Annotated in this window: 21 protein-coding genes; 16 read left to right on the forward strand and 5 right to left on the reverse strand. The window is 73.1% G+C overall.

Translation table 11 applies throughout. The features are described 5' to 3' along the window. The first annotated feature begins 83 nt into the window (after positions 1-83). The 11 genes from meaB (at position 84) to BM093_RS04755 (ending at position 10,176) form a co-directional block, all read left to right on the forward strand. A complete protein-coding gene (gene meaB, locus BM093_RS04700) occupies positions 84-1,070 on the forward strand; it encodes a methylmalonyl Co-A mutase-associated GTPase MeaB (RefSeq protein WP_093337721.1) in 987 nt (328 codons plus the stop codon). Positions 1,071-1,136: 66 nt separating this feature from the next. Then, entirely contained in the window at positions 1,137-1,850 is a 714-nt protein-coding gene (locus BM093_RS04705; RefSeq protein ID WP_218162660.1) for a GntR family transcriptional regulator, read from the forward strand. 106 nt (positions 1,851-1,956) lie between these two features. Continuing rightward, positions 1,957-3,234, forward strand: coding sequence for an MFS transporter (locus BM093_RS04710; protein WP_177238261.1), 1,278 nt, complete (start codon positions 1,957-1,959; stop codon positions 3,232-3,234). Positions 3,235-3,239: 5 nt separating this feature from the next. Next, positions 3,240-3,563, forward strand: coding sequence for a UGSC family (seleno)protein (locus BM093_RS04715; protein WP_093337726.1), 324 nt, complete (start codon positions 3,240-3,242; stop codon positions 3,561-3,563). Between the two features lie 9 nt (positions 3,564-3,572). Further along, complete coding sequence (locus tag BM093_RS04720) at positions 3,573-4,964, forward strand: UGSC family (seleno)protein (RefSeq protein ID WP_143105258.1); 1,392 nt, start codon at positions 3,573-3,575, stop codon at positions 4,962-4,964. Further along, complete coding sequence (locus tag BM093_RS04725; RefSeq protein WP_093337731.1) at positions 4,961-5,857, forward strand: NAD(P)/FAD-dependent oxidoreductase; 897 nt, start codon at positions 4,961-4,963, stop codon at positions 5,855-5,857. The genes BM093_RS04720 and BM093_RS04725 overlap by 4 nt, the downstream gene beginning before the upstream one ends. A 45-nt stretch (positions 5,858-5,902) precedes the next feature. Continuing rightward, positions 5,903-6,433 (forward strand): UGSC family (seleno)protein, encoded by a 531-nt coding sequence (locus BM093_RS38310; RefSeq protein WP_425439103.1) that lies wholly within the window; start codon positions 5,903-5,905, stop codon positions 6,431-6,433. Beyond that, positions 6,430-7,461, forward strand: a complete 1,032-nt coding sequence (locus tag BM093_RS04740; RefSeq protein WP_177238262.1) for a hypothetical protein — start codon at positions 6,430-6,432, stop codon at positions 7,459-7,461. The genes BM093_RS38310 and BM093_RS04740 overlap by 4 nt, the downstream gene beginning before the upstream one ends. Before the next feature lie 28 nt (positions 7,462-7,489). Continuing rightward, a complete protein-coding gene (locus tag BM093_RS04745) occupies positions 7,490-8,455 on the forward strand; it encodes a hypothetical protein (RefSeq protein WP_218162662.1) in 966 nt (321 codons plus the stop codon). A 109-nt stretch (positions 8,456-8,564) separates the two neighbouring features. Further along, positions 8,565-9,689 (forward strand): VanZ family protein, encoded by a 1,125-nt coding sequence (locus BM093_RS04750; RefSeq protein WP_177238263.1) that lies wholly within the window; start codon positions 8,565-8,567, stop codon positions 9,687-9,689. 100 nt (positions 9,690-9,789) lie between these two features. Continuing rightward, the gene (locus BM093_RS04755; RefSeq protein ID WP_093337748.1) at positions 9,790-10,176 is read left to right on the forward strand and encodes a nuclear transport factor 2 family protein; all 387 of its coding nucleotides are present in this window, start codon (positions 9,790-9,792) and stop codon (positions 10,174-10,176) included. Positions 10,177-10,182: 6 nt separating this feature from the next. On the opposite strand, the gene BM093_RS04760 is transcribed toward BM093_RS04755, so the two are convergent. Then, positions 10,183-10,932: an HpcH/HpaI aldolase family protein gene (locus BM093_RS04760; RefSeq protein ID WP_177238264.1), complete on the reverse strand. Its 750-nt coding sequence runs from the start codon at positions 10,930-10,932 to the stop codon at positions 10,183-10,185. A gap of 51 nt (positions 10,933-10,983) precedes the next feature. Between BM093_RS04760 and BM093_RS04765 the strand changes: the two genes are divergently transcribed. Then, positions 10,984-11,553: an NAD(P)-binding domain-containing protein gene (locus BM093_RS04765; RefSeq protein WP_177238265.1), complete on the forward strand. Its 570-nt coding sequence runs from the start codon at positions 10,984-10,986 to the stop codon at positions 11,551-11,553. A gap of 3 nt (positions 11,554-11,556) precedes the next feature. Here BM093_RS04765 and fdhA read toward each other — a convergent pair whose 3' ends face one another. Beyond that, a complete protein-coding gene (gene fdhA / locus BM093_RS04770; protein WP_093337752.1) occupies positions 11,557-12,771 on the reverse strand; it encodes a formaldehyde dehydrogenase, glutathione-independent in 1,215 nt (404 codons plus the stop codon). 137 nt (positions 12,772-12,908) lie between these two features. Between fdhA and BM093_RS04775 the strand changes: the two genes are divergently transcribed. Further along, a complete protein-coding gene (locus BM093_RS04775; protein WP_093337755.1) occupies positions 12,909-14,114 on the forward strand; it encodes an acyl-CoA dehydrogenase family protein in 1,206 nt (401 codons plus the stop codon). Between the two features lie 7 nt (positions 14,115-14,121). Here BM093_RS04775 and BM093_RS04780 read toward each other — a convergent pair whose 3' ends face one another. Further along, positions 14,122-14,637: a DUF3093 family protein gene (locus BM093_RS04780; protein WP_143105259.1), complete on the reverse strand. Its 516-nt coding sequence runs from the start codon at positions 14,635-14,637 to the stop codon at positions 14,122-14,124. A gap of 267 nt (positions 14,638-14,904) precedes the next feature. Here BM093_RS04780 and BM093_RS04785 point away from each other — a divergent pair, with 267 nt between their 5' ends. The 3 genes from BM093_RS04785 (at position 14,905) to BM093_RS04795 (ending at position 17,515) form a co-directional block, all read left to right on the forward strand. Continuing rightward, on the forward strand, positions 14,905-15,882 hold the full coding sequence (locus BM093_RS04785; protein WP_093338095.1) for an alpha/beta hydrolase: 978 nt from the start codon (positions 14,905-14,907) through the stop codon (positions 15,880-15,882). A gap of 71 nt (positions 15,883-15,953) precedes the next feature. Continuing rightward, a complete protein-coding gene (locus tag BM093_RS04790) occupies positions 15,954-16,670 on the forward strand; it encodes a DUF742 domain-containing protein (protein ID WP_093337761.1) in 717 nt (238 codons plus the stop codon). A gap of 59 nt (positions 16,671-16,729) precedes the next feature. Further along, on the forward strand, positions 16,730-17,515 hold the full coding sequence (locus BM093_RS04795) for an LLM class F420-dependent oxidoreductase (protein ID WP_093337764.1): 786 nt from the start codon (positions 16,730-16,732) through the stop codon (positions 17,513-17,515). Positions 17,516-17,527: 12 nt separating this feature from the next. On the opposite strand, the gene BM093_RS04800 is transcribed toward BM093_RS04795, so the two are convergent. After that, the gene (locus BM093_RS04800; protein ID WP_143105260.1) at positions 17,528-19,717 is read right to left on the reverse strand and encodes a putative bifunctional diguanylate cyclase/phosphodiesterase; all 2,190 of its coding nucleotides are present in this window, start codon (positions 19,715-19,717) and stop codon (positions 17,528-17,530) included. Positions 19,718-19,793: 76 nt separating this feature from the next. Beyond that, positions 19,794-22,340, reverse strand: coding sequence for a DEAD/DEAH box helicase (locus BM093_RS04805; protein WP_093337770.1), 2,547 nt, complete (start codon positions 22,338-22,340; stop codon positions 19,794-19,796). Positions 22,341-22,422: the final 82 nt, after the last annotated feature.

A 22,422-nucleotide genomic window follows, 5' to 3' on the forward strand; every position in this document is an offset into this window, starting at 1 on the left:
TGTGTCTGCGTCCTGTGTGTCGCGGCCCCGCCCCCGTGGCCGCCCGTGTTCGGATCCCGACCCCCGAGAACCGGAGGACCTCCATGGCCCCGCGCGTCCCCGACCCCGCGGAGCTCGCCCGCGGTGTCCTGGCCGGCGACCGCACCCTGCTGGCCCGGGCGATCACCCTCGTCGAGTCCAGCCGGCCCGACCACCAGCGGGCCGCCCAGGAGCTGCTGCTGGAGCTCACCCCGAAGGCCGGGAACGCCGTGCGGGTCGGCATCTCCGGGGTGCCCGGCGTGGGCAAGTCGACCTTCATCGAGGCGCTCGGTACCCGGCTCACCGGCCGGGGGCACCGGGTCGCGGTGCTGGCCGTCGATCCCTCGTCCACCCGGACCCGCGGGTCGATCCTGGGGGACAAGACCCGGATGCCGCAGCTCTCGGTCGACCCGAACGCGTTCGTCCGGCCCTCGCCGTCGGCGGGCACGCTCGGCGGGGTCGCCCGCCGCACCCGGGAGACGATGGTCGTGATGGAGGCCGCGGGCCACGACGTCGTGCTCGTCGAGACCGTCGGGGTCGGGCAGTCCGAGACGACTGTGGCGGGGATGGTCGACACGTTCCTGTTCCTGACCATCGCCCGCACCGGCGATGCGCTGCAGGGGATCAAGAAGGGCATCCTGGAGCTGGCCGACGTCGTCGCGGTCAACAAGGCCGACGGCCCCTACGAGCGCGACGCGAAGGCCGCCGCCCGCGAGCTCGCCGGCGCGCTGCACATGATGACCCCGACCTCGCAGAACTGGCGCACCCCCGTGCTGTCCTGCTCCGCGCAGACCGGCAAGGGTCTGGACGCGGTGTGGGACAAGGTGTGCGAGCACCGCGACACGCTGGACAGAGCCGGGGAGCTGGCGACCCGGCGGGCCGACCAGCAGGTCGACTGGATGTGGCAGATGGTGCGGGACCGGCTGATGGACCGGGTGCTGCACGACCCCGGCCTGAAGGCCAAGCTCCCGGAGCTCACCAACGACGTCCGCACCGGCGGCCTGACCCCCACCCTGGCCGCCCAGTCCATCCTCGAGAATCTTGGCTTGTGAGTGGTTGTCGCGGCCCTGACCGCGACAACCACTCACGGGCGCGGCAGCGCCTACTAGCCTGGCGGCGTGAGTACCGATGCGCCGGAGTCGACGACGGCGCCCGTCGGTTCGGCGGCGACCACTTCAGTGGCCCCCCGCCGGGCGAGCGTGGCCAGTCGAATCGTCGGCGAGATCCGGCACATGATGCGTACCGGCGAACTCGCTCCAGGCCAGCAAGTTCGCCAGGAGTCGCTCGCCGCCCGGCTCGGTGTGAGCCGTATCCCGGTGCGCGAGGCGTTGAAGGTGCTGCAGACCGAGGGTGTCCTGCATCATGAGCCGAACGTCGGGTACTCGGTCACCCGGCTGAGCGTCGACGAGCTGCGCCAGACCTACCTGATGCGCCGGGCGCTGGAGACCGAGGTCCTCCTGGCACTGCCACGGCTGAATCAGGCCGCGCTGCGCGAGCTGGCCGCGCTCAACGCCCGGGTCGGGGAGGAGGTCGACGGTGGGGACGTCGCGAGAATCGCGGCGGCCAACCATGACTTCCACTTCACGATGTTCCGGCACTCCGGCCTCGGCCTCGTGGTCGGGGAGATCGAGCGGATCTGGCGGATGACCGACGCTTATCGCACCGTGCACCTCTACGACTCGGCGGCCCGGCGGCGGCTCGTGCGCGAGCACAAGGCGATGATCACAGCGTTGCGCCGAGGGGACAACGCCGCCGTGGTCGACCTGATGAACGCACACCGCGACCTCACCGTCGCCGATCTCGGCGCAACCCTGGCATCGAGAGGCCGTTAGTCAAGAAATTATCCAATCTTCCTGGACGGTCCGATCCGGACCCGCCTAGTCTCGATCCCCGGGCCGGCTCGGTGCACTGCTGCACCGACCCGGGATGGGAGGTCGCATGAGCACCGGACAGGCCGGCTCGGGCTCGGCCGTGACGCTCGAGTACACCCCGGGGGAGCGTCGGCGGATCCTCGGTGCCGCATGTCTGGGCTGGGGCATGGAGTACTTCGACTTCATGCTTCCGTCGCTGCTCGCCGGACCGATCATGGCCGAGTACGGCATCACACCCGCGACGTTCAGCCTGGCGATCGTGGTGCAGCTGATCGGCTCCGCGGTCGGTGGGGTGTTGTTCGGCTGGCTCGGGGATCGTTTCGGGCGTCGGCGAACGCTGATCTGGTCCATCCTGATCTACTCGATCGCGACCGGACTCGTGTTCTTCGCCCCGAACTTCACCGTGTTCGTCGTGCTCCGGTTCTTGACCGGGGTCGGCACCGGCGGCGAGTGGGCCGTGGGATTCGCCTGGTTGAACGAGGCGTGGTCGCCGAAGCGGCGCGGTCTCGGGGGCGGGCTCGTGCAGTCGTCGCTGTGGCCGGCCTATGCACTGGCGATCCTCGCCGCCCAGCTGGTCCCGGACTGGCGAACGGCGTTCCTGCTCGGGGTGCTGCCGGCCCTTGCCTGTGTGTGGGTCCGGATCGCCACGCCGGAGTCGAAGCAGTGGACCGAGCTGCAGCGTCGCAAGGCTGCCGGTGAGCTGACGCCGGAGGTGGCCGCGCAGGTCCGGCGCTCCGGCTGGGCCCAGCTGCTCTCCCGGGACAGCCTGCCGATCGTCGCGGTCGGTGTGGTCGCGGCGTTCGGTGCCCAGTGGGTGCCCTACACGGCGACCACCTGGATGCCGTCACTCCTGCGCGAGGACCTCGGCTACGAGTCCGGATCCGCGAGCCTGGTGCTCTATCTCGCCTCGGCCGTGTCGTTCGTCGCCTTCATCCTGGCCGGCTATCTGTCCGACAGGCTCGGCCGCCGGAGTGTCTTCCTCACCTTCTCCGGACTGCAGGCGGTGACCTTCGCAGTGATGCTGGGGATCGCGGTCACCGGGTCCGGGATGGGCAACCTCGCCTGGCTCTACCTGGTCTCGAGCTTCTTCCTCGGCTACTTCGGCATCTTCGGTGTGTGGTTCGGCGAGCTGTTCCCCACCCGGTTGCGGTCGTTGGGGTCGGCCGCGGCCTACAACATCGGCCGGGGCCTCTCCGGTCTGGGCACGCTGATCGGCGGCATCATCGCCACCACCGAGGGCTACGGAATCGCGGTCGGAATCGCGGTCTTCGGAGCCGTGCTGGTCTTCGGTGCGGCGTACTTCCTGCGCGACCGCGCAGGGCGAGTCATCACGGCGGAGGACTGATCGACATGTCTGACTACGAACCGCGCTACGACGTCGTGTGGCCGCTCGGGCGCCGGGTGGTCGGGGAGGTCGTGGAACAGGAACGGCCCGCTGAGCTCGGTGGTCGTACCGTGGCCTACCTGTGGGACGAGCTGTTCCGCGGGCCCGAGATGTTCGAGGTGATCTCCGAGGTCGCTCGCGACCGGTTCGACGACGTCGAGTTCGTCGGCTGGGAGGAGTTCGGCAACTTCCACGCCTCGGCAGCTGAGGAGAAGCGCGTCCTGGAAGCGCTGCCCGAGCTGCTCCGCTCCCATCGCGTCGACCTCGTGGTCGCCGCCGTGGGTGCTTGAGGCTCGTGCATGCCTGCCGTGATGCGGGCAGCGGCCGCCGCCGAGCGGGCCGGGGTTCCGGCCGTGGCCATCGGCGGGGGAGGCTTCGAGCCGATGGGCCGAGCCATCGCCAAGTCCCTCGGCATCAGCCACGTGCCGATCGTCAGCTACCCCGGTGTGATACTCGCCGATGACTCGGCGACCTTCCGGACCAAGATGCGCTACGAGGTCGCCCCGGCGGTGGTCGATGCTCTGGTGGCCGAGTCGCCCGGGACCGGCGAGGTCGCGACCGCGCCGGAGGAGCCGGAGCGGGAGCACTCCACCCGCGCGGTCGTGTTCTCCGGTGAGCTGGACGCCGTCCAGGACCACTTCGAGGAGCAGGGCTGGACGGACGGCCTACCGATCGTGCCGCCCACACTCGAGCGGGTCGATGCCTTCCTCGCCCGGACCCGGCGCGACCCGAACGAGGTGCTCGGAAGCCTCGCCCCGGAGCAGCGAGAGGCCACCGTGTGGAACGTGGCCGTGAACGGCGTGCTGGCCGGGTGCACCCCGGAGCACATGCCGGTGTTGCTGGGGATCGTGGAGTGCCTGGTCGATCCGGTCTTCCGCGTTGCCGACGCCGGGTCGACCCCCGGCTGGGAGCCGCTCGTGGTGCTCTCCGGTCCTGTCGTCGAACGGCTGGGTTTCAACTCCGGGACCGGAGTGATGCGGGTCGGACGTCGCGCGAACACGGCCGTCGGGCGATTCGTCCGGCTCTACCTCCGGAACCTGGCGGGGCTGCGGACCCCACCGGACCACACCGACCAGGGAGCCATCGCGACGTCGTTCAACGTGGTGCTCGCGGAGAACGACGACGCCGTGCGCGACGCCGGATGGTCGTCGTTCCGCGAGGATCGCGGCTTCGCCGCCGCGGACAGCGTCGTGACGGTGCAGAGCTGCGTGACGATCAGCGCGCCGATCTACTCCGCCGGTGAGGACGCGGCCGGTCACCTGCATGCGTTGACGGTCGGGATGCGGGACGCGATGGGCCCCTGGTCCTACACGGGGATGGAGTTCGGGGCGTGGCATCCGCTGCTCGTCGTCGGTCCGAGCATCGCCCGGGCGCTGGCGGGCTACGGGATCGACAAGACGGCGATCCGCGCGCACCTCGCCGAACACGCCCGGATCACGGTCGCGGAGCTCGAACGGTGCGCCTGGGCGGTCGGCTCGACCGGCTTCCGGGTGGACGAGCTGGTGCGCCGTGGTGAGCTCGATCAGCGGTACGCCGGGACCGACCCGCAGCGGACCGTGCCCATGTGCACGCGGGCCGACGACATCGGGATCGTGCTGGCCGGGAATCCGAGTCGCAACCAGTCACGCGGCTACGTGCAGAACCACGTACAGGGAGCACCCGTGAGCCGGCGGATCGAGGAGGAACCGTGACCGACGACGTGTGGGATCTGGCTGTGGTGGGGGCTGGGATGGCCGGGCTGACCGCGGCGACGGTCGCGGCCGAACACGGCGCCCGGACCGTCGCCCTGGACCGTTTGGCACCCGGTGGTCAACTGATCAACCTCGGTGACGTGAGTGACTATCCCGGGCTGCCGGTGAAGACGAGCGGCCCGGACCTGGCCGGGACATTGCTCGAGAACGCGATGTCGGCGGGGGTGGAGATCTCCTATACCGAGGTCACCGAACTGACTACCGGGTCGCCCCACACGGTCCGGACCCTCGACGGGTCGGTTGCCGCCACCACGGTCGTCGTGGCCACCGGACTCGCCCCCGGCAGGCTCGACGTGCCTGGTGCGGACGAGTGGGCGGGTCGCGGACTGTCCGAGTGCGCGAGCTGTGACGGTCCGCTGTTCACGGGGCAGCGCGTGGTCGTCGTCGGTGACGACGACTGGGCGGCCCAGGAGGCGGTCGAACTGGCCGGGGTGGCCGCACATGTCACGGTCCTGCTCCCGGGCCCATCGCCGCTGTGGTCCGCCCGCCGCGCGGCGATTCTCGCGGCGAGCGGTGTCGCGGTGCGCGAGGGCGCGGTGGTCGTCGGGATCGATGGTGACAGAACCGTGACGGGGATACGGCTCGCCGACGGGGTGGAGATCCCGGCCACCGGAGTCTTCGCCCAGGTCGGGCGGGAACCGCGCTCCGGGCTGGTCGAAGGGGTCCTGAAGCGAGCCGCCGACGGGCGGATCACCGGCACGCCGGATGCCGACGCTCCCGGACTCCACGTGGCCGGGCCGGTGCGTGCCGGGGTCTCCGACCATCTGATCGCTGCCGCGGCGGACGGACTCGCTGCAGGCCTGGCGGCGGTCGCCGACCTGCAGATGAGATGACCGGACGGCTGCGTCGGCCCGGCACCGCACATGAGAGGAGCGCACGTGCGCATCATCGATCCCACCTACGGCACACCGAGTGAGGAGGCGAGTACCGCTGTCGCGGGCGACCGGCCCCCGGCCGGGACACTGTGCCTGTTCTCGAACTCCAAGCCCGGTGCGAGCGATCTGCTGCGGGGCGTCGGAGACCAGCTCGGTGCCGAACGTGGCATCCTCGACGTCGGCTTCGCCGCGAAACCCAATGCGGCAGCCGGGGCCGACGAGGACCAGCTCGACCACCTCGCGGCCCGGTACCGGATGGCGGTCGTCGCGATCGGTGATTGAGGATCCTGCTCGTCGTGGAGTCTCCACGACTCGGTCGAACTTGAACGTCGCGGCGTCACGGCGTTCCTGATCGTGACCCGTACCTTCCTGCCTCTGGTCACCGCGCAGGCGAAGGCCAGACGGGTCGATCCCCGGGTGGTCGTCGTCGAGCATCCCGTCGGCGGCCTGGACCCGTCCGGGCTCGAGGGACGGATCGCGAGTGCCTACGCCGGAATCGCGCATGCACTGGACGAGCTGGAGGAGGCGATGTGAGCGACCCCGGCGTGCTCGAGATACCCGACCTCGGTCCTGCCGAATGGTTCTCCTGGGTGGAGGAACGCGGCTGGGGCGACGGCCTTCCCACGGTTCCTCCGACCGAGGACCTCGTGGACGCCATGCTCGCCGCGTTGCCGTCCGACCTACCGGAGTTCGGACCGCTGCCGCCGAGCCGGCTGGTTCCGGCTCCACGGGCGGTCGCCGCGAACGCCGTGATGGCAGGCTGCCGTCCTCTCGACCTGCCGACGGTGCTCGCCGCACTGGCCGGTGTGCAGCAGGATGCCTACAACCTGCACGGCACTCTCGCCACGACCCATCCCTGTGCGCCACTGATCGTGGTGAGCGGCCCGGTGCGGGAGCGGCTCGGTCTCAACGGCGCCGGGAACTGCTTCGGATCGGGTACGCGGGCGAACGCGGTGATCGGCCGCGCGTTGTCGCTGATCCTGCTCAACCTGGCTGGGGCCCGGCCACCTGCGATGGACCGGTCGACCCAGGGCTCGCCGGCGAAGTACACCTACTGCTTCGCGGAGAACACCGGGGACAGCCCCTGGGAGCCCTTCGGCGTCCGGCGTGGCTTCGATGCGGACGAGAGCGTGGTGACCGTTCTGGCGGCCGAGCCCCCACACAACATCAACGATCACGGCAGCACCACGGGAGAAGGGATCCTCACCACGATCGCGGGCACGATGGCGCAACCCGGATCCAACAACGTCTATGTCCGTGGCCCGCACCTCCTGGTACTCGGCCCGGAGCATGCAACGACGCTGCACCGCGACGGCTGGACGGTGGAGGCGATCCGTCGTGCTCTGTGGGAGCGGGCGCGGATCCCGGTCGACGCGGTGTCCGAGGGCAACCGCCGCCAGTTCACCGAATGGGGGATCGAGCCCGACGGCGACCACTACACCGTCAGCACGGGGCCGGAGCAGTTGCAGGTACTGGTCGCGGGTGGAGCCGGCAAGCACTCGGCCTGGATCCCGTCGTTCGGGGCGACCGAGGCGGTGTCCGTTCGGGTTCCCGGTGGGTGAGTGGCCGCTCGTGGCCGAGGGGACAGCGGTGGAGGACGCCACGGCCGCGTTGCTGATCGGCGGCATCGGGGACGGGCTGCCGGTCGTGCCACCGACGGCGGCGCGACTGGAGGCGATGCTCGCGGGTGTCGCTGCCCCGGACGCCGCCCTCGGAGCGGTGCCGCCGTTGTTCTCCGAGCTGACTCCGGCGGGCGCCGCATACCATGCGGTACTCGCCGGATGCCGTCCCTCGGAACTGGGAGTGGTGCAAACCGCACTACAGGCCTGTCTGGCGCCGGAGTTCAACCTCCTCGGCGTCCAGACGACGACCGGCACGGCTGCCGTCGCGGTCGTCGTGCGCGGGCCGGTGGTCGCCGCCCTGGGGATGAACACCGGGACGAACCTGCTCGGCCCCGGGAATCGGGCCAACGCCGCGATCGGGCGTGCGGTCGCACTCGCGCTGGCCGGGATCGGTGGTGCCCGACCGGGCGAGACCGACATGGCCACCACCGGACAGCCGGGCCGGTACGGGTTGTGCCTTCCGGTTGCACCGCGAGCGGCGGACGATCGACCGGAGGATGCCGATACGGTCACCGTGCTTGCTGTCGGTGGCACAGCCGAGGTGTTGCCCCGCGGTGAGGGCCGCACCGCCGCCGAGATCCTGGACCCTCCCGCTGCTCTGTTGGCCGGGTCGGCCTTGGCGGCGGGGGACCCGGGACGGATGAGCGCCTGCGAACAGGCTCTCGTCGTGCCCCCGGAGGTCGCGGAGCGAGTGCACGCACTCGGCATCGCTGATGTGGCCGCAGAACTCTATCGGCGCGGCAACGAGTTGCTCGCGAATCACGGGCTGTCGCAGGAGCGGGTCGCGGCGTCGGCCGAGGCGGTACATGTGCTCGTCACCGGTGGCGCCGGTATCAAGATGGTGCATCTGCCCGGCTGGATCGGCGGTAGCCGGGCGGTCACCCGCCCCATTCGATGCCCCGGCGGTGAGCCGGTGTCCGTGGCGGAAGGCTGACTCGGGCGTCACCGAGCCGCTCCACTTCGGACGACGACGGTGCGGGCCACCCGGACGCGCAGCCCAGGGACCGCGGAGCGGGGCGATCCGACGGTTAGGTTCCTCGGTCGTGACCGATCGACTCGTTCCCGCCGTCCTCGCGATCGGCCTCGGGGCGGTGCTGGTGCTGGCCGTGCTCGTCCCCGTCGTCGCGCTGTCCTACCGGCGCCGCGGCGGGTTCGGAACGCGGGAGATGGTCGTGCTGGCCGCGGTCCCGGTCTACGGGCTGGCGATCCTGACCTACACGCTGCTGCCGCTGCCGCAGGTCGATGCGGCGTTCTGCGCCGGCCGGTCCGTCGCGGACGTGCTGCAGACCCGCCCGTTCCAGTTCGTCGACGACATCGCGCGGATCGCGTCCCGGCAGGAGGCGACCGGGATGCGGGCCGCGCTCGCCAACGGCGCGGTGCAGCAGGTCGTGCTGAACGTCGTGCTGTTCGCCCCGCTCGGCTGGCTGCTGCGCGGCCCGTTCCGCCGCTCGCTGGCGGTGACCGTGGCGGCCGGGTTCGCGGTCTCGCTGCTGGTGGAGCTCACCCAGTACACCGGCAACTGGTTCCTGTTCCCGTGCGCCTACCGGGTCGCCGACGTCGACGACCTGATCGCGAACACCGCGGGAGCGCTGCTCGGCGGGCTGGCCGCGATGCTGCTGCGCCCGCGCCGGCTCGACGCGGCCGGGGCCCCGGACCGGCCGGCGCCGGTGTCGGCCCGCAGGCGGCTGCTCGGCGCGGTGTGCGACGTGCTCGCGGTGTGGGGCTCGGGTGCGGTGCTGGGCGCGGTCGTGCTGGCCGGGTACTCCGTCGCGGCCGGCGGGCTCTCCGGGCCGCTCCCGGACTGGTTCGAGGGCGCGAACGAGCTCGTCGGGTTCTGGGCGCCGCTGGTGGTGTTCCTCGTCGTCCCGCTGGTCGGCACCGGTGGGACCATCGGCCAGCGGGCCGTGCGGCTGCGCCCGGCACAGCCGGACGGCGGCGTGCCGTCCCGGGGCACGCGGCTGGTGCGGGTGCTGCTGGGCACCGGTGGGCTGCTGCTGCTCGCGGGCCCGAGCGGCGCGTTCGGCCTGCTCGGTCTGGTGTGGGGCGTCGCGAGCCTGGTGGGCCTGTTCCGCACGAGCGGGCACACCGGATTGGCCGGGCGGATCACCGGGCTGGTCATGGTCGACGACCGCGCTCGGGCCGGGGAGCACGCGGTCACCCCGCGGTGATCGGGCCGTGGTGCAGGATCGGTGCCGGATCCGGCACCGACCCTGCACAACACGCCGATCACGCCCGGCCGGCCGGGTCGGGGGTGGCATCCTCGGCCGGATGACCCCCGAGGACTCGATGCAGATCCACGCCCTGCTGGCCGACTACGGCCACGTCGTCGACGACCACGACTGGGACCGGGCGCACGAGGTGTTCGCCCCGGACTTCGTGTTCGACCGCTCCGCATCCGGCCGCCCGGACCTGCACGGCATCGACGACATCGTGGCGAACTTCAAGGGGCGCAACATGTACGCGCACCTCACGGTGAACACGACGCGGACCGGGATCGACGCCGACACCGTACGCGGGCACAGCAAGTTCATCGGCTTCCCGAACGAGGGCCCGCCGGTGACCGGGGACTACCACGACGAGATCGTCCGCACCCCGGCCGGCTGGCGGCTGCGCCACCGGCGGGCGGAGATCCGGGCACGCAAGTTCTTCGACTGACAAGAACTAGCCGCGGGCCGCCGCCAGCTGCTCGGTGAGCGCCGCCCGCAGGATGGCGTGCTCGGCGGCGAGCATGGTGAAGGTGACGCCCAGCTCGCGGAACCGGCGGGCGTGGGCGGGGGAGTCGCAGTAGATCCCCACCGGGACGCCCGCGGCTCCGCACCGGTCGGTGATCCCGCGCAGCAGCTCGGCGTACTCGTCGCTGCGGGGCCCGCCGGGACCCTGCGCGGCGAGCGGGAAGCCGTGGGTCAGCGCGAGGTCCGACGGGCCGACGAACACCGCGTCGACGCCCTCGACGGCCAGGATGTCCTCCAGGTTCGCCACCGCCGCGACCGTCTCCACCATCACCACGCACCGCCCGGCGGCCAGCGGGTCGCGGCCCAGCCACGACGGCCGGACCGGTCCGAAGCTGCGGTGCCCGTCCGGCGGGTACCGGCACGCGGCGACGGCCTCGGCGGCCTGCTCGGCGGTGTCCACCAGGGGGACGATCACGGCGTCGGCACCGCGGTCCAGCGCCCGCCCGATCAGCTCGGCGCCGTGCCCGGCCACCCGCACCAGGGTGCGCGTGCCGGACGCGGTCAGCGCCTGCAGCATGCCCAGGACGACGTCGTCGCCGATCAGCCCGTGCTGGGTGTCGACGCAGACGCTGTCGAACCCGACCGCGCCGACGACCTCGGCGACGGCGGGGGAGGGGAGCTGCAGCCAGCCGCCCACGGCGTCGCCGGTGAACATCGGGTCCGGGGTGCGCGCACTCATGCGCGCACCGTGCCGTGTCCAGGTCCCGACACGCCAGGGCATGATGCGGGGATGGACGCGTTGCCGCCCCGCCCGGTCGTCGGGATCCTGCACCCCGGCGTGATGGGCGCCGCGCTCGGTTCGGCGCTCAAGGCCCGCGCGGGCGCGGTGATCTGGGCGGACGCCGGACGCACGCACGCCACGGCGAAGCGCGCCGAGCTGGCCGACCTGATCGCCGTGCCGGATGTCGCCGCGCTGGCTGCACGCTCCGACGTCATCGTCGCGGTCTGTCCGCCGGCGGCGGCCCTGCAGGTCGCGGCGCAGGTCGCCGCCGGTCTCGAGGGACGGGCGGACCGGCCGCTCTACGTCGAGGCGAACACGATCGACCCGGGCACCGTCCGGGAGATCGCGGCCGTGCTGGCCGGGCGGGCCACGGTGTGCGACGCCGCGGTGCACGGCCCGCCCGCCTGGGAGCGGGGCAGCACCGTGCTGTGGCTGGCCGGCCCGGGCGCGGACGCCGTGGCCGGGCTGTTCGGGGACAGCCCGTTCGACGCCCGCGTCCGGGGCACCGCCGTGGGCGACATCGGCACCGCCGTGGGCGACATCGGCACCGCCGGCGGGACGCTCACCGGCCCGCGGTGAGGTTCAGGCCGCCACGGACCCGTGCGGGTCGATCACGAACTTGCGGGCCACGCCGCCGTCGAACTCCTGGTACCCGCGTGGCGCGTCGTCCAGGGAGATCGTCGTGGCGTTGACCGCCTTCGCGATCTGCGCCCGGCCGGACAGGATCGCGTTCATCAGCTGCCGGTTGTACTTCTTCACCGGGCACTGGCCGGTGGTCAGGCTGTGCGACTTGGCCCAGCCGAGCCCGATCCGGACGCCGAGCGTGCCCTGCTTGGCGTTGTCGTCGACGGCCCCCGGGTCCCCGGTCACGTAGAGCCCGGGGATGCCCAGCGCCCCGCCGACCCGGGTGACCTCCATGACCGAGTTCAGCACGGTGGCGGGAGCCTCCCCGGCGTCGCGGCCGTGCCCGCGGGCCTCGAACCCGACGGCGTCGACGGCCGCGTCCACCTCCGGCTCGCCGAGCAGCTGGTCGATCTGCTCGGGAAGCGTCCCGCCCGCGGACAGGTCGATCGTCTCGCAGCCGAAGCTGCGGGCCTGCTCCAGCCGGTCGGCGATCATGTCCCCGACGATCACGGTGGCCGCCCCGAGCACCTGCGCGGCGTGCGCGGCGGCCAGCCCGACCGGGCCGGCCCCGGCGACGTAGACGGTCGAGCCGGTCGTGACCCCGGCGGTGAGGGCGCCGTGATAGCCGGTCGGGAAGATGTCGGACAGCATGGTGAGGTCGAGGATCTTCTCCAGGGCCTGGTCGCGGTCCGGGAAGCGGAGCAGGTTGAAGTCGGCGAAGGGCACCATCACGTACTCGGCCTGGCCGCCGACCCAGCCGCCCATGTCGACGTAGCCGTAGGCGGCGCCCGGCCGGGCCGGGTTGACGTGCAGGCAGACGCCGGTCTTGCCCTCGTTGCACATCCGGCAGCGCCCGCAGGCGATGTTGAACGGGACCGAGCAGATGTCGCCCGGTTCGACGAACAGCACGTCGTCGCCGACCTCGACGACCTCGCCGGTGATCTCGTGGCCGAGCGACTGCCCGACCGGCGCGGTGGTGCGGCCGCGGACCATGTGCTGGTCCGAGCCGCAGATGTTGGTGGTGACGATCTTGAGGATGGCGGCGTGCGGCGCCTTTTTCTTGATCTTCAGTCCGTCGACGACCTCGGTCGGCAGCTCGAGCTTCGGGTACTCGATCCCCTCGACGGCGACCTGCCCCGGACCCTTGTAGACGACGACGCGGTTGTCGGGCATGACGACTCGCTCCCCTCGGTGCCGGTGCGCCACCGCGGCCGCGGACGGCGCGCGACGCCGCACCGGGTGCCGGGGCCGCGTCGCCGGGACCGACCGTGGCACAGGCGGCCCGGCTCCGATACCGCCATACTGCCCGGGTGACCGACGATCTCCTGGCCCCGCCGATCCCGGTACTGACCGCCCCGCACGACACCCCCGAGCGCCGGGCGCTGCAGGAGCAGGCGCGGGAGTTCGCGATGCGCCGGGTGCTGCCGGTGGCCGACGAGCTGGACCCGCGCAAGGGCGAGATCCCGCGCTCGCTGCTCGACGAGATGGGCGAGCTGGGGTACTTCGGGATCACGGTCGGGACCGAGTACGGCGGGCTCGGGCTGGGCGCCTTCGAGTACTGCATGGTGGCCGAGGAGCTGGCCCGGGCCTGGATGAGCGTCGGGTCGATCATCGCCCGGGCGCAGGGGGCGGGTACGAACGTCGCCGACGCCGACCGCCGTGCCGAGCTGCTGCGCCGCAGTGCCCGCGGTGCGTGGATCGGCGCGATCGCGCTGTCCGAGCCGGAGGCGGGCTCCGACCTGGCCGCGGTCGAGACCCGCGCGGTCCGCGACGGGGACGAGTTCGTGATCACCGGGCGCAAGCGCTGGACCGGCAACGCGAAGGCGGCCGACTTCATCCAGGTGCTGGTGCGCACCGACGACCCGGAGCCGGGGGAGAAGCGCTCGGCGGGCCTGGCCACCGTGGTCGTGGAGAAGCCGCGCGACAGCTTCCCGGCCGGGCTGACCGGATCCCCGATCGACAAGATCGGCTACCACGGGTTCGTCACCTGGGACCTGGAGTTCGACGGCCTGCGCGTCCCGGTCTCCGAGCAGCTCGGCGCCGGCGGCGAGGGTTTCGCCGACGCCCAGCGCTGGCTGAACATCGCCCGCGTGCACACCGCGGCCCGCGCGGTCGGGCTGGCCCGCGCCGCCGTCGAGGACTGCATCGTCTACCTGCAGCAGCGCCGCCAGTTCGAGCACCCGATCGGCGACTTCCAGGCCGTCCGGTTCACCCTCGCGACGATGGCCGCCCGGGTGGAGCAGGCGCGGTCGTTCTACCAGCACGTCGCGCACCGGCTGGACCAGGGCGAGCCGTGCGAGCGGGAGGCGGCGATGGCCAAGCTGGTCGCCACCGAGATGGCCGCCGAGGTGACCGCAGACGGCATCCAGCTGCACGGCGGCAACGGCTACACCACCGAGCACCAGGTCGAGCGGCACTGGCGGGACGCCCGGCTGACCACGATCTTCGAGGGCACCAGCGAGATCCAGAAGAAGATCATCGCGGACCGGCTGCTGCCGCGCAGCCCCCTGGGGTAGTCCCGGGTCAGTCCGGGGCGTCGCCGTCGGCCGGCGCGCCGAGCCGGGCCGTGACGGCGCTCGCCGCACCGGCGGCGTCGCCGACGGTCACGACGAACCAGCGGCCGTCGGTGAGATCGAGCTCCAGGCACTCCCCGCCGCGGGTGGCGCGGAACCCGTCGCCGGCCGGGGTCCGGACGACGCCGTAGCCGCCGAGCGCGAACCGGGCGGGGTCCAGCTCGCCGGCCCGGGCCGCGGTGACGTCGGCGAGCGCGACCCCGACGAGACGCCGCCCCAGCAGGGCCTGCTCCACCCGGACCTCGTCGTCGGCGACCACGACGCGTGAGCGGGACTGGGCCAGCAGCCAGCACGCGACCGCCGCCAGGACGACCGCGACGAGCACCGAGCCACCGCCGCCTGCCGCGTGCAGCGCCGCCACGACGACCGCGCCCACCGCGGCTGCCGTGCCGGCGCCCAGCAGCCGGCGGGAGACGACGGTGCGCGACCAGGTTGGTGGGGCGGTGGGTCCGCCGGCGTCGGCCACGGCGCGATCCTCCTCGGTGCGGTCCTCTCCGGCCGGTGCGGTCTTGTCCGGCCGGTTCCCCATCGACTGTACGCAGCCGAGCCGCCCGTCCAGCGCCCCGTCAGGAAACGTCCAGCACCGAACTCGGCGGCCCAGCTGCCCGCTCGCGGCGTTGCCGGACAGGCCGAGTACCTCCGGTACTGGGCCTGCCCGGCGCCTTGCGAGCGAACACCTGGATCCACCGATTCCGATGCCGACGTTCCCCGACGAGGCGCTACCGTGCGGATCATGCCGCTGGACCCCGCATTCCGTACCGTTCTGGACACCCTCGCCGAGGCCGGGGCCCTGCCTCTGGTGCGCGACGGCGACCCGGTCGCGACGCGCGAGCACTACCGCGCGCTGGCTGTGGCCCGGCGCGGGCCCGACTTCGTCCCGGAGCAGGTCGCGGCGGTGGCCGACGACGTGCTCGACGGGCCCGGCGGCGGGATCCCGGTGCGCACCTACACCCCGGCCGACGACCGCGGAGCCCTGGTGCTCTACCTGCACGGCGGCGGCTGGGTGACCGGGGACCTGGAGACCCACGACCCGGTCTGCCGGCACGTGGCGAACGCGACCGGCGCCGTCCTCGTGGCGGTGGACTACCGGCGTTCCCCGGAGCATCCGCACCCGGCGCCGCTGGAGGACGCCTGGGCCGCGCTGCTCGCGGTCGCCGGGCGTCACCCGGACCGCCCGCTGGGCGTGGCAGGGGACAGTGCCGGGGCGAACCTGGCCGCCGGGCTGGCGCTGCGCGCCCGGGACCGCGGCGGTCCCGTCCTGGCCGGTCAGCTCCTGTTCTACCCACCGCTCGACCCGGACCCGGCGACCCCGTCGTTCCAGGAGAACGCCGAGGGCTACTTCCTCACCGCCGCCGACATGCGCTGGTTCTGGGCGCAGTACCTGGCCGGGCCCGAGCCGGCCGGGCCGGAGATCGCGCCGCTGGGGACGGCGACGCCGGCCGATCCGTCGGGCGTGGCCCCGGCCGTGGTCGCGACCGCCGAGTTCGACCCGCTGCGCGACGAGGGCCGGGACTGGGCCGGCGCGCTCGCCGCCGCGGGCGTGCCGGTGTCCACCGTGGAGGGTCCGGGGCTGGTGCACGGCTTCGTCGCGTTCCTCGGGGCGGTCCCCGCGGCCGAGCGCGTGGTCGCCGAGGCCCTCGACCGGTTCGCCGCCCTGCTGGGCACCTCGGCCGCGTCACACGCCCGTGACACGGGGGACACCGTCCGGTAGCGACGCCGGTCCACCCTGTGTGCCTGTCCGGTGGCGCAGCGTGAGTGCACCGGGAACGGACGGAGGGGTGGATGGCGCAGCTCGGACGGACGGGGGCCCGGTTCGGGCCGCCGCAGGACCGGCAGGAACCGGCGGCTCAGCAGGAACCGGCTGCCCGGCAGGAACCGGCGGCGGCGCCGGTCCCACCGGTGCAGCAGGGCCCCGAGGAGGGGCCCGACGAGGCCCCCGAGGATGCCCGCGACGAGGGCCCGGACGAGGATCTTGTCGGGGTGACCGGGGCCCGGTTCGGTGGTCATTCCACGCGACGCACCCGCCGGTCCCGCCGGCAGCGGGCCGCCGAGCGGGCCACTGAGCGGGCCACCGAGCGGGCCACCGAGCGGCCCGCGGCGGCCGGGGGTCCCGGGGAGCCGCCGGCACCGCCCGGGGCCGCGGACACCGCCCCGCTCCCGGTGGTGGGCTCCGCGCCGGTCCGCCCCTACGTCCTGACCGGCGGCCGGACCCGGGTCCGGGCGGAGCTGCGGCTGGAGACCCTGGTCTCGGTGTGCCCCGCCCCCGGTGCGGTGCCGGTCGCCACCGCGGAGCACGCGGCCGTGCTGCGGATCTGCGCCCGGTCCCGGTCGGTGTCGGAGGTGGCCGCACTCAGCGGGGTGCCCCTCGGCGTGGCGCGGGTCCTGATCGACGACCTGGTGGGCGAGCGCCGGCTCCTGGTGCACGGCTGCACCTCCGCCGAGGACGGGCCCGGCCTGGAGCTGATGGAGCGTGTGCTGTCCGGGCTGCGCGGTCTCTGATTCCCGACGGGGTACCGGGCCGGGCTGCGGAGACTCCGGGACGGGGTGAGGATGGAGCGATGACCGACCCGCGTCCTGTCCGCATCGGACTGCAGCTGCAGCCGCAGCACGCCGACTACGCCGAGATCCGGCGCACCGTCGCCGCCGCCGAGGAGGCCGGCGTCGACGTGGTGTTCAACTGGGACCACTTCTTCCCGCTCTACGGCGAACCCGACGGCAAACACTTCGAGTGCTGGACCATGCTCGGTGCCTGGGCCGAGGCGACGTCCCGGGTGGAGATCGGTGCCCTGGTCACCTGCAACAGCTACCGCAACCCGGAGCTGCTCGCCGACATGGCCCGCACCGTCGACCACGTCTCCGGCGGCCGGCTGATCCTCGGGATCGGCGCCGGCTGGTTCGAGCGCGACTACGACGAGTACGGCTTCGAGTTCGGCACCAAGGGCGACCGGCTGCGCGACCTGTCCCGGGCCCTGCCGCGGATCCGGGACCGCTGGGCGAAGCTCAACCCACCGCCCACCCGCGACATCCCGCTGCTCGTCGGCGGTGGCGGGGAGCGCAAGACGCTGCGCTACACCGCCGAGCACGCCACCATCTGGCACGGGTTCGGCGACCCGGACACGGTGGCGCACAAGTGCTCCGTGCTCGACGGGCACTGCCGTGACATCGGCCGCGACCCGGCGGAGATCGAGCGCTCGGTCGCCGTCGAGCAGGCCCCGGACGAGCTCGGCCCCCGCCTGCACGAGCTCGGGGTGCGGCTGTTCACCGTCGGCCAGGACGGGCAGGACGGCTACGACCTCGGTCTGCTCAAGGAGTGGATCGCCTGGCGCGACGGGCTGCGCGCCTGAGGAGATCCGGGGTCAGGGCGTCCGCAGGAACGGGTCGCGGATCAGCTCCGGGACCCGTTCCGGGACCACGGCCGGCGCGTAGTACCAGCCCTGGGCGTTCGCGCAGCCGTAGCCGCGCAGCCGGGCGGCCTGCTCGCGGGTCTCGACCGCCTCCGCGGTGACCTCCAGGTCCAGCGCGGAGGCCAGCGAGATCAGGGTGCGCAGGATGACGTCGTCGCGCTCGGCCGACCCGGCGACGAAGTGCCCGGCCAGCTTCAGCACGTGCACCGGCAGGTGGCGCAGGTAGGCCAAGTTCGAGTAGCCGGTGCCGAAGTCGTCGATCGCGATCCGCACGCCCATCCGGTCCAGCTCGCGCAGCGTGGCCAGCGGCCGCCCCGGTGAGCCCATCAGGTCGGACTCGGTCAGCTCGATCTGCAGCTGCCCGGCCGGCCAGTCGTGCCGTTCGAGGGTGGCGGCGACGTCGGCGACCAGGTCGGACTCGCCGATCTGGCGGGCCGCGACGTTCACGCTCACCAGCAGCGGCTGCTCCGGGTGCGCGTCGGCCCAGACCCGGCCCTGGCGGCACGCCTCGTCGAGCACCCGGCGCCCCAGGGGGACGACCAGGCCGGTCTCCTCGGCGAGTGGGATGAACCGGTCCGGGCCGAGCAGCTCCCCGTCGGGCCGCTGCCAGCGCACCAGTGCCTCGACCCCGATCGTCCGCTCGTCGGCGAGCCGGACCAGCGGCTGGTAGACGACCACGAAGTCGTCGCGGCGCAGCGCCTCGGGCATCTGCGAGGACAGCTCGAAGCGGCGGACGTCGGAGCGGTGCCGCTCGCGGTCGTAGAGGGCGTAGCGGCCCCGGCCGGACCGCTTGGCCGAGTACAGGGTCGTGTCGGCGGCCTGCATCAGCTCGTCCGGGCCCAGCTCGCCGTCGTGCCGCACCACACCGACGCTGGCCGAGATCACGATGTCGCGCCCGTCGATCCGCACCGGGCGGCGCACCGTGTCCAGCGCCCGGCCGGCGATCTCCTCCAGGCTCGCGCGGTCGCGGCAGCTCGGCACCAGGACGACGAACTCGTCGCCGCCCATCCGCGCGACCAGGTGCCCGTCCGGCTCCAGCACCGCGCGCAGCCGGTCGGCCAGCGCCTGGAGCAGGCGGTCGCCCGCCTGGTGGCCGAGGGTGTCGTTGACGACCTTGAAACCGTCGAGGTCGAGGTAGCAGACCCCGGCGCGGGCGCCGTCGGTCCCGGCGTCGGTGAGTGCGGCCCCGAGGCGGGCGAAGAACAGGGACCGGTTCGGCAGCCCGGTGAGCGGATCGTGCGAGGCCTGGTGCTCCAGGCGCTGCTGCAGCTCGAGCTGGTCGGTGACGTCGGAGATGACCGCGACGAGCCGGTGCGCCGACCCGTCGGCCTCACGCAGCGGGGTCACCACCGCGTCGATCCAGATCTCGGCGTCGTCGGCCCGGCGCACCGAGCGCACGAGCCGGAGCCGGTCCAGCGTGCCCTCCAGCAGCCGGGTCCGTTCGGCCCAGACCTCGGGGGCCTCCTCGACCGGCACGAACTCGACGACGTTCATGGCCGCGAGCTGGGCCCGGCTGTAGCCGAGCATCGCCGCGGCGGCCTCGTTCGCCTCGATCGACGCCACGTCCGGGTCGAAGATGATGATGCCGACCGCGGCCGAGTCGAACATCGCCGCGAACCGCGCCTCGGACGCCCAGCGGGCGCGCTCGGCGACGGCGCGGGCCTCGAGCGCGGCCCGGGTGATCTGCTCGTGCTCGGCGAGGGCCTGCCGGCGCGCGGACTCCAGGAAGCCCCGGGCGAACGCGCCCTGCACCGCGGCGAGCCTGCGGGTGCGGGCCGCGGTGTCCGCGGCCGGTGCCAGCAGCTCACCGAGCAGCGCGACGCTGACCTCCAGGCACACCGGGTCGGTGACCCGGGCGTCGAGCAGGCCCCGGCCCGCGTCGGCGGGGACGGCCGGGTCGAGCCGCTCGGCGAGCGCGGCCTCCCGCAGCCGGGCCGCCGGGTGTTCCAGCAGCGGCCGCAGGTCGGCCTCCGAGGGCACGCAGTGGCGGGCCAGCTCGGCGGCCCACGACCCGGCGAGCGCGGCGACGGCGGGAACCCCGGCGGCGAGCAGGGCCGGGCCCTGGTCGGCGCGTGTAGCGGCGACGTCGGCCTGCTGCATCCACCGCCCCCGTTCGTCTCCGGTGGAGGGAGTCCCTTTCATGATCGAGACACGGTAACCGATCCCCGGGCTCCCATGGGGCCGACCGGGTTACAGCCGGGCCACGGATCGGGTCGTTTCAGGACCCGTCGGTCACCGCCGTCACCCACACGACTGCCTCCCCGGCCTCGTCGGAGGCAGCCAGGTCGATCTCGGCGGTGATCGCCCAGTCCCGGTCGCCTGCCGGGTCGTCGAGCACCTGGCGCACCAGCCAGCGGTCCGGCTCCTCGGTGAGGTCGAACAGCTCGGGGCCGCGGGCGTCCGGCCCGAAGCCGATCCGGTCGTGGACCTCGTAGTACGGCTCCAGGGCCTCCCGCCAGCGCTGCGCGGTCCAGCCGGCGTCGGCGTCGAGCTCGCCCAGCTCGGCGTAGCGGCCGAGGGCGGCCAGCTCGACCCGGCGGAACAGCGCGTTGCGCACCAGCACCCGGAACGCGCGCACGTTGCCCGAGACCCCGGCCGGCGCCGCGACGCCGACCTCGGCCCCGGGCGGGAGCACCTCGCCGTCCTCGCTGTCGGCCCCGGCGGCGAGCTTCTCCCACTCGTCGAGCAGCGAGGAGTCGGTCTGGCGGACCAGCTCGCCGAGCCACTCGATGAGGTCGGAGAGCTCCTCGGTGCGGGCGTGCTCCGGGACGGTCTGGCGCAGGGCCCGGTAGGCATCGGCCAGGTAGCGCAGCACCAGGCCCTCCGAGCGGGCGAGCTGGTAGTGCGAGACGTACTCGGTGAAGGTCATCGCCCGCTCGCTCATGTCCCGCACCACCGACTTGGGCGACAGGGTGGCGTCGGCGACCCACGGGGCGCCGCGGCGGTAGGTCTCCAGCGCGGCGTGCAGCATCTCCTCGAGCGGCTTGGGGTGGGTGACCTCCTCGAGCCGCGCCATGCGCTCCTCGTACTCCAGCCCCTCGGCCTTCATCGCCGCGACGGCCTCACCCCGGGCCTTGTTCTGCTGCGCCGCGAGCACCTGCCGCGGGTCGTCCAGGGTGGACTCGATGACCGACAGCACGTCGAGGGCGTAGTCGGGGGTCTCGGCGTCGAGCAGGTCGATCGCGGCGAGCGCGAACGGCGACAACGGCTGGTTGAGCGCGAAGTCCAGCTGCAGCTCGTCGACGATCCGCACGCGCGGCCGGGCCGCACCGGGTTCGGCGTACTCCTCGACCACCCCGGCCGTCCGCAGCGCGCGGTAGATCGCGATCGCGCGCAGCATGTGCTTGCGCTGCCGGTTGCGGGGCTCGTGGTTGTCGGTGAGCAGGTGCTCCATCGCCGCGTAGGTGTCGCCACCGCGGGCGATCACGTTGAGCAGCAACGCGTGGGTGACCTCGAAGTGGCTGGTCAGCGCCTCGGGCCGGGCCTGCTGCAGCTTCTCGTAGGACGTCTGCGACCAGCCGACGAACCCGTCCGGCGGCTGCTTGCGCTGGACCTTGCGCCGCTTCTTCGGATCGTCCCCGGCCTTGGCGAGCGCCTTCGCGTTCTCGATCTCGTGCTCGGGCGCCTGCGCGACGACGGTGCCGACCGTGTCGTAGCCGGCCCGTCCGGCGCGGCCGGCGATCTGGTGGAACTCGCGGGCCTTGAGCGGGCGCACGCGGCGGCCGTCGTACTTGCTCAGGGCGGTGAACAGCACCGTCCGGATCGGCACGTTGATCCCGACACCGAGGGTGTCCGTGCCGCAGATGACCTTGAGCAGCCCGGCCTGGGCGAGGGTCTCCACCAGGCGCCGGTAGCGGGGCAGCATCCCGGCGTGGTGCACACCTATCCCGTGGCGCACCAGCCGCGACAGGGTGCGGCCGAACCCGGAGGAGAAGCGGAACGCCCCGATCGTCTCGGCGATCGCCGCCTTGTCCTCCTTGGAGGTCACGTTGACGCTCATCAGCGCCTGCGCCCGCTCGACGGCCGCCTGCTGGGTGAAGTGGACGACGTAGACCGGCGCCTCGCGGGTCGCCAGCAGCTCGCCGATCGTCTCGTGCAGCGGCTCGAGCACGTAGCGGAAGTGCAGCGGCACCGGCCGTTCCACCGAGGTGATCTCGGCGGTCTCCCGGCCGGTGCGCCGCGTCAGGTCGTCGCGGAAGAAGGTGGTGTCGCCGAGCGTGGCGCTCATCAGCAGGAACTGCGCCTGCGGCAGCTCGATGATCGGCACCTGCCAGGCCCAGCCGCGCGACGGGTCGGCGTAGAAGTGGAACTCGTCCATGACCACCGACCCGACGTCGGCGCCGGCCCCGGTGCGCAGGGCCAGGTTCGCGAGGATCTCGGCGGTGCAGCAGATGATCGGTGCCTTCTCGTTCACCGCGGCGTCGCCGGTGAGCATGCCGACCTTGTCCGCGCCGAAGACCTCGCACAGCGCGAAGAACTTCTCGCTGACCAGCGCCTTGATCGGAGCGGTGTAGAAGGTGCGCTCCCCGCGGGCCAGCGCGGCGGCGTGCGCCCCGATCGCGACCAGCGACTTCCCGGAGCCGGTCGGCGTGGACAGGATGACGTTGGCGCCGGTGACCAGCTCCAGCAGCGCCTCCTCCTGCGCCGGATAGAGCGACAGGCCGCGCTCCTCGAACGCCCAGTCGGCGAAGGTGTCCACCAGCTCGGCGGGGTCGGCGTCGGGTGAGCGGGGGAGGCGGTCGGTCAGGGTCGGAAGCGCTGTCATGGTGCCTGCGATTGTGCCTGGCGGCCCGCGCGCGCCGCGCAGGGCCGGAATCGGCCTGCCCGTGCGCGGCTACGGTGTGCTG

It is taken from the genome of Pseudonocardia ammonioxydans, from assembly GCF_900115005.1.
Taxonomy (GTDB): domain Bacteria; phylum Actinomycetota; class Actinomycetes; order Mycobacteriales; family Pseudonocardiaceae; genus Pseudonocardia; species Pseudonocardia ammonioxydans.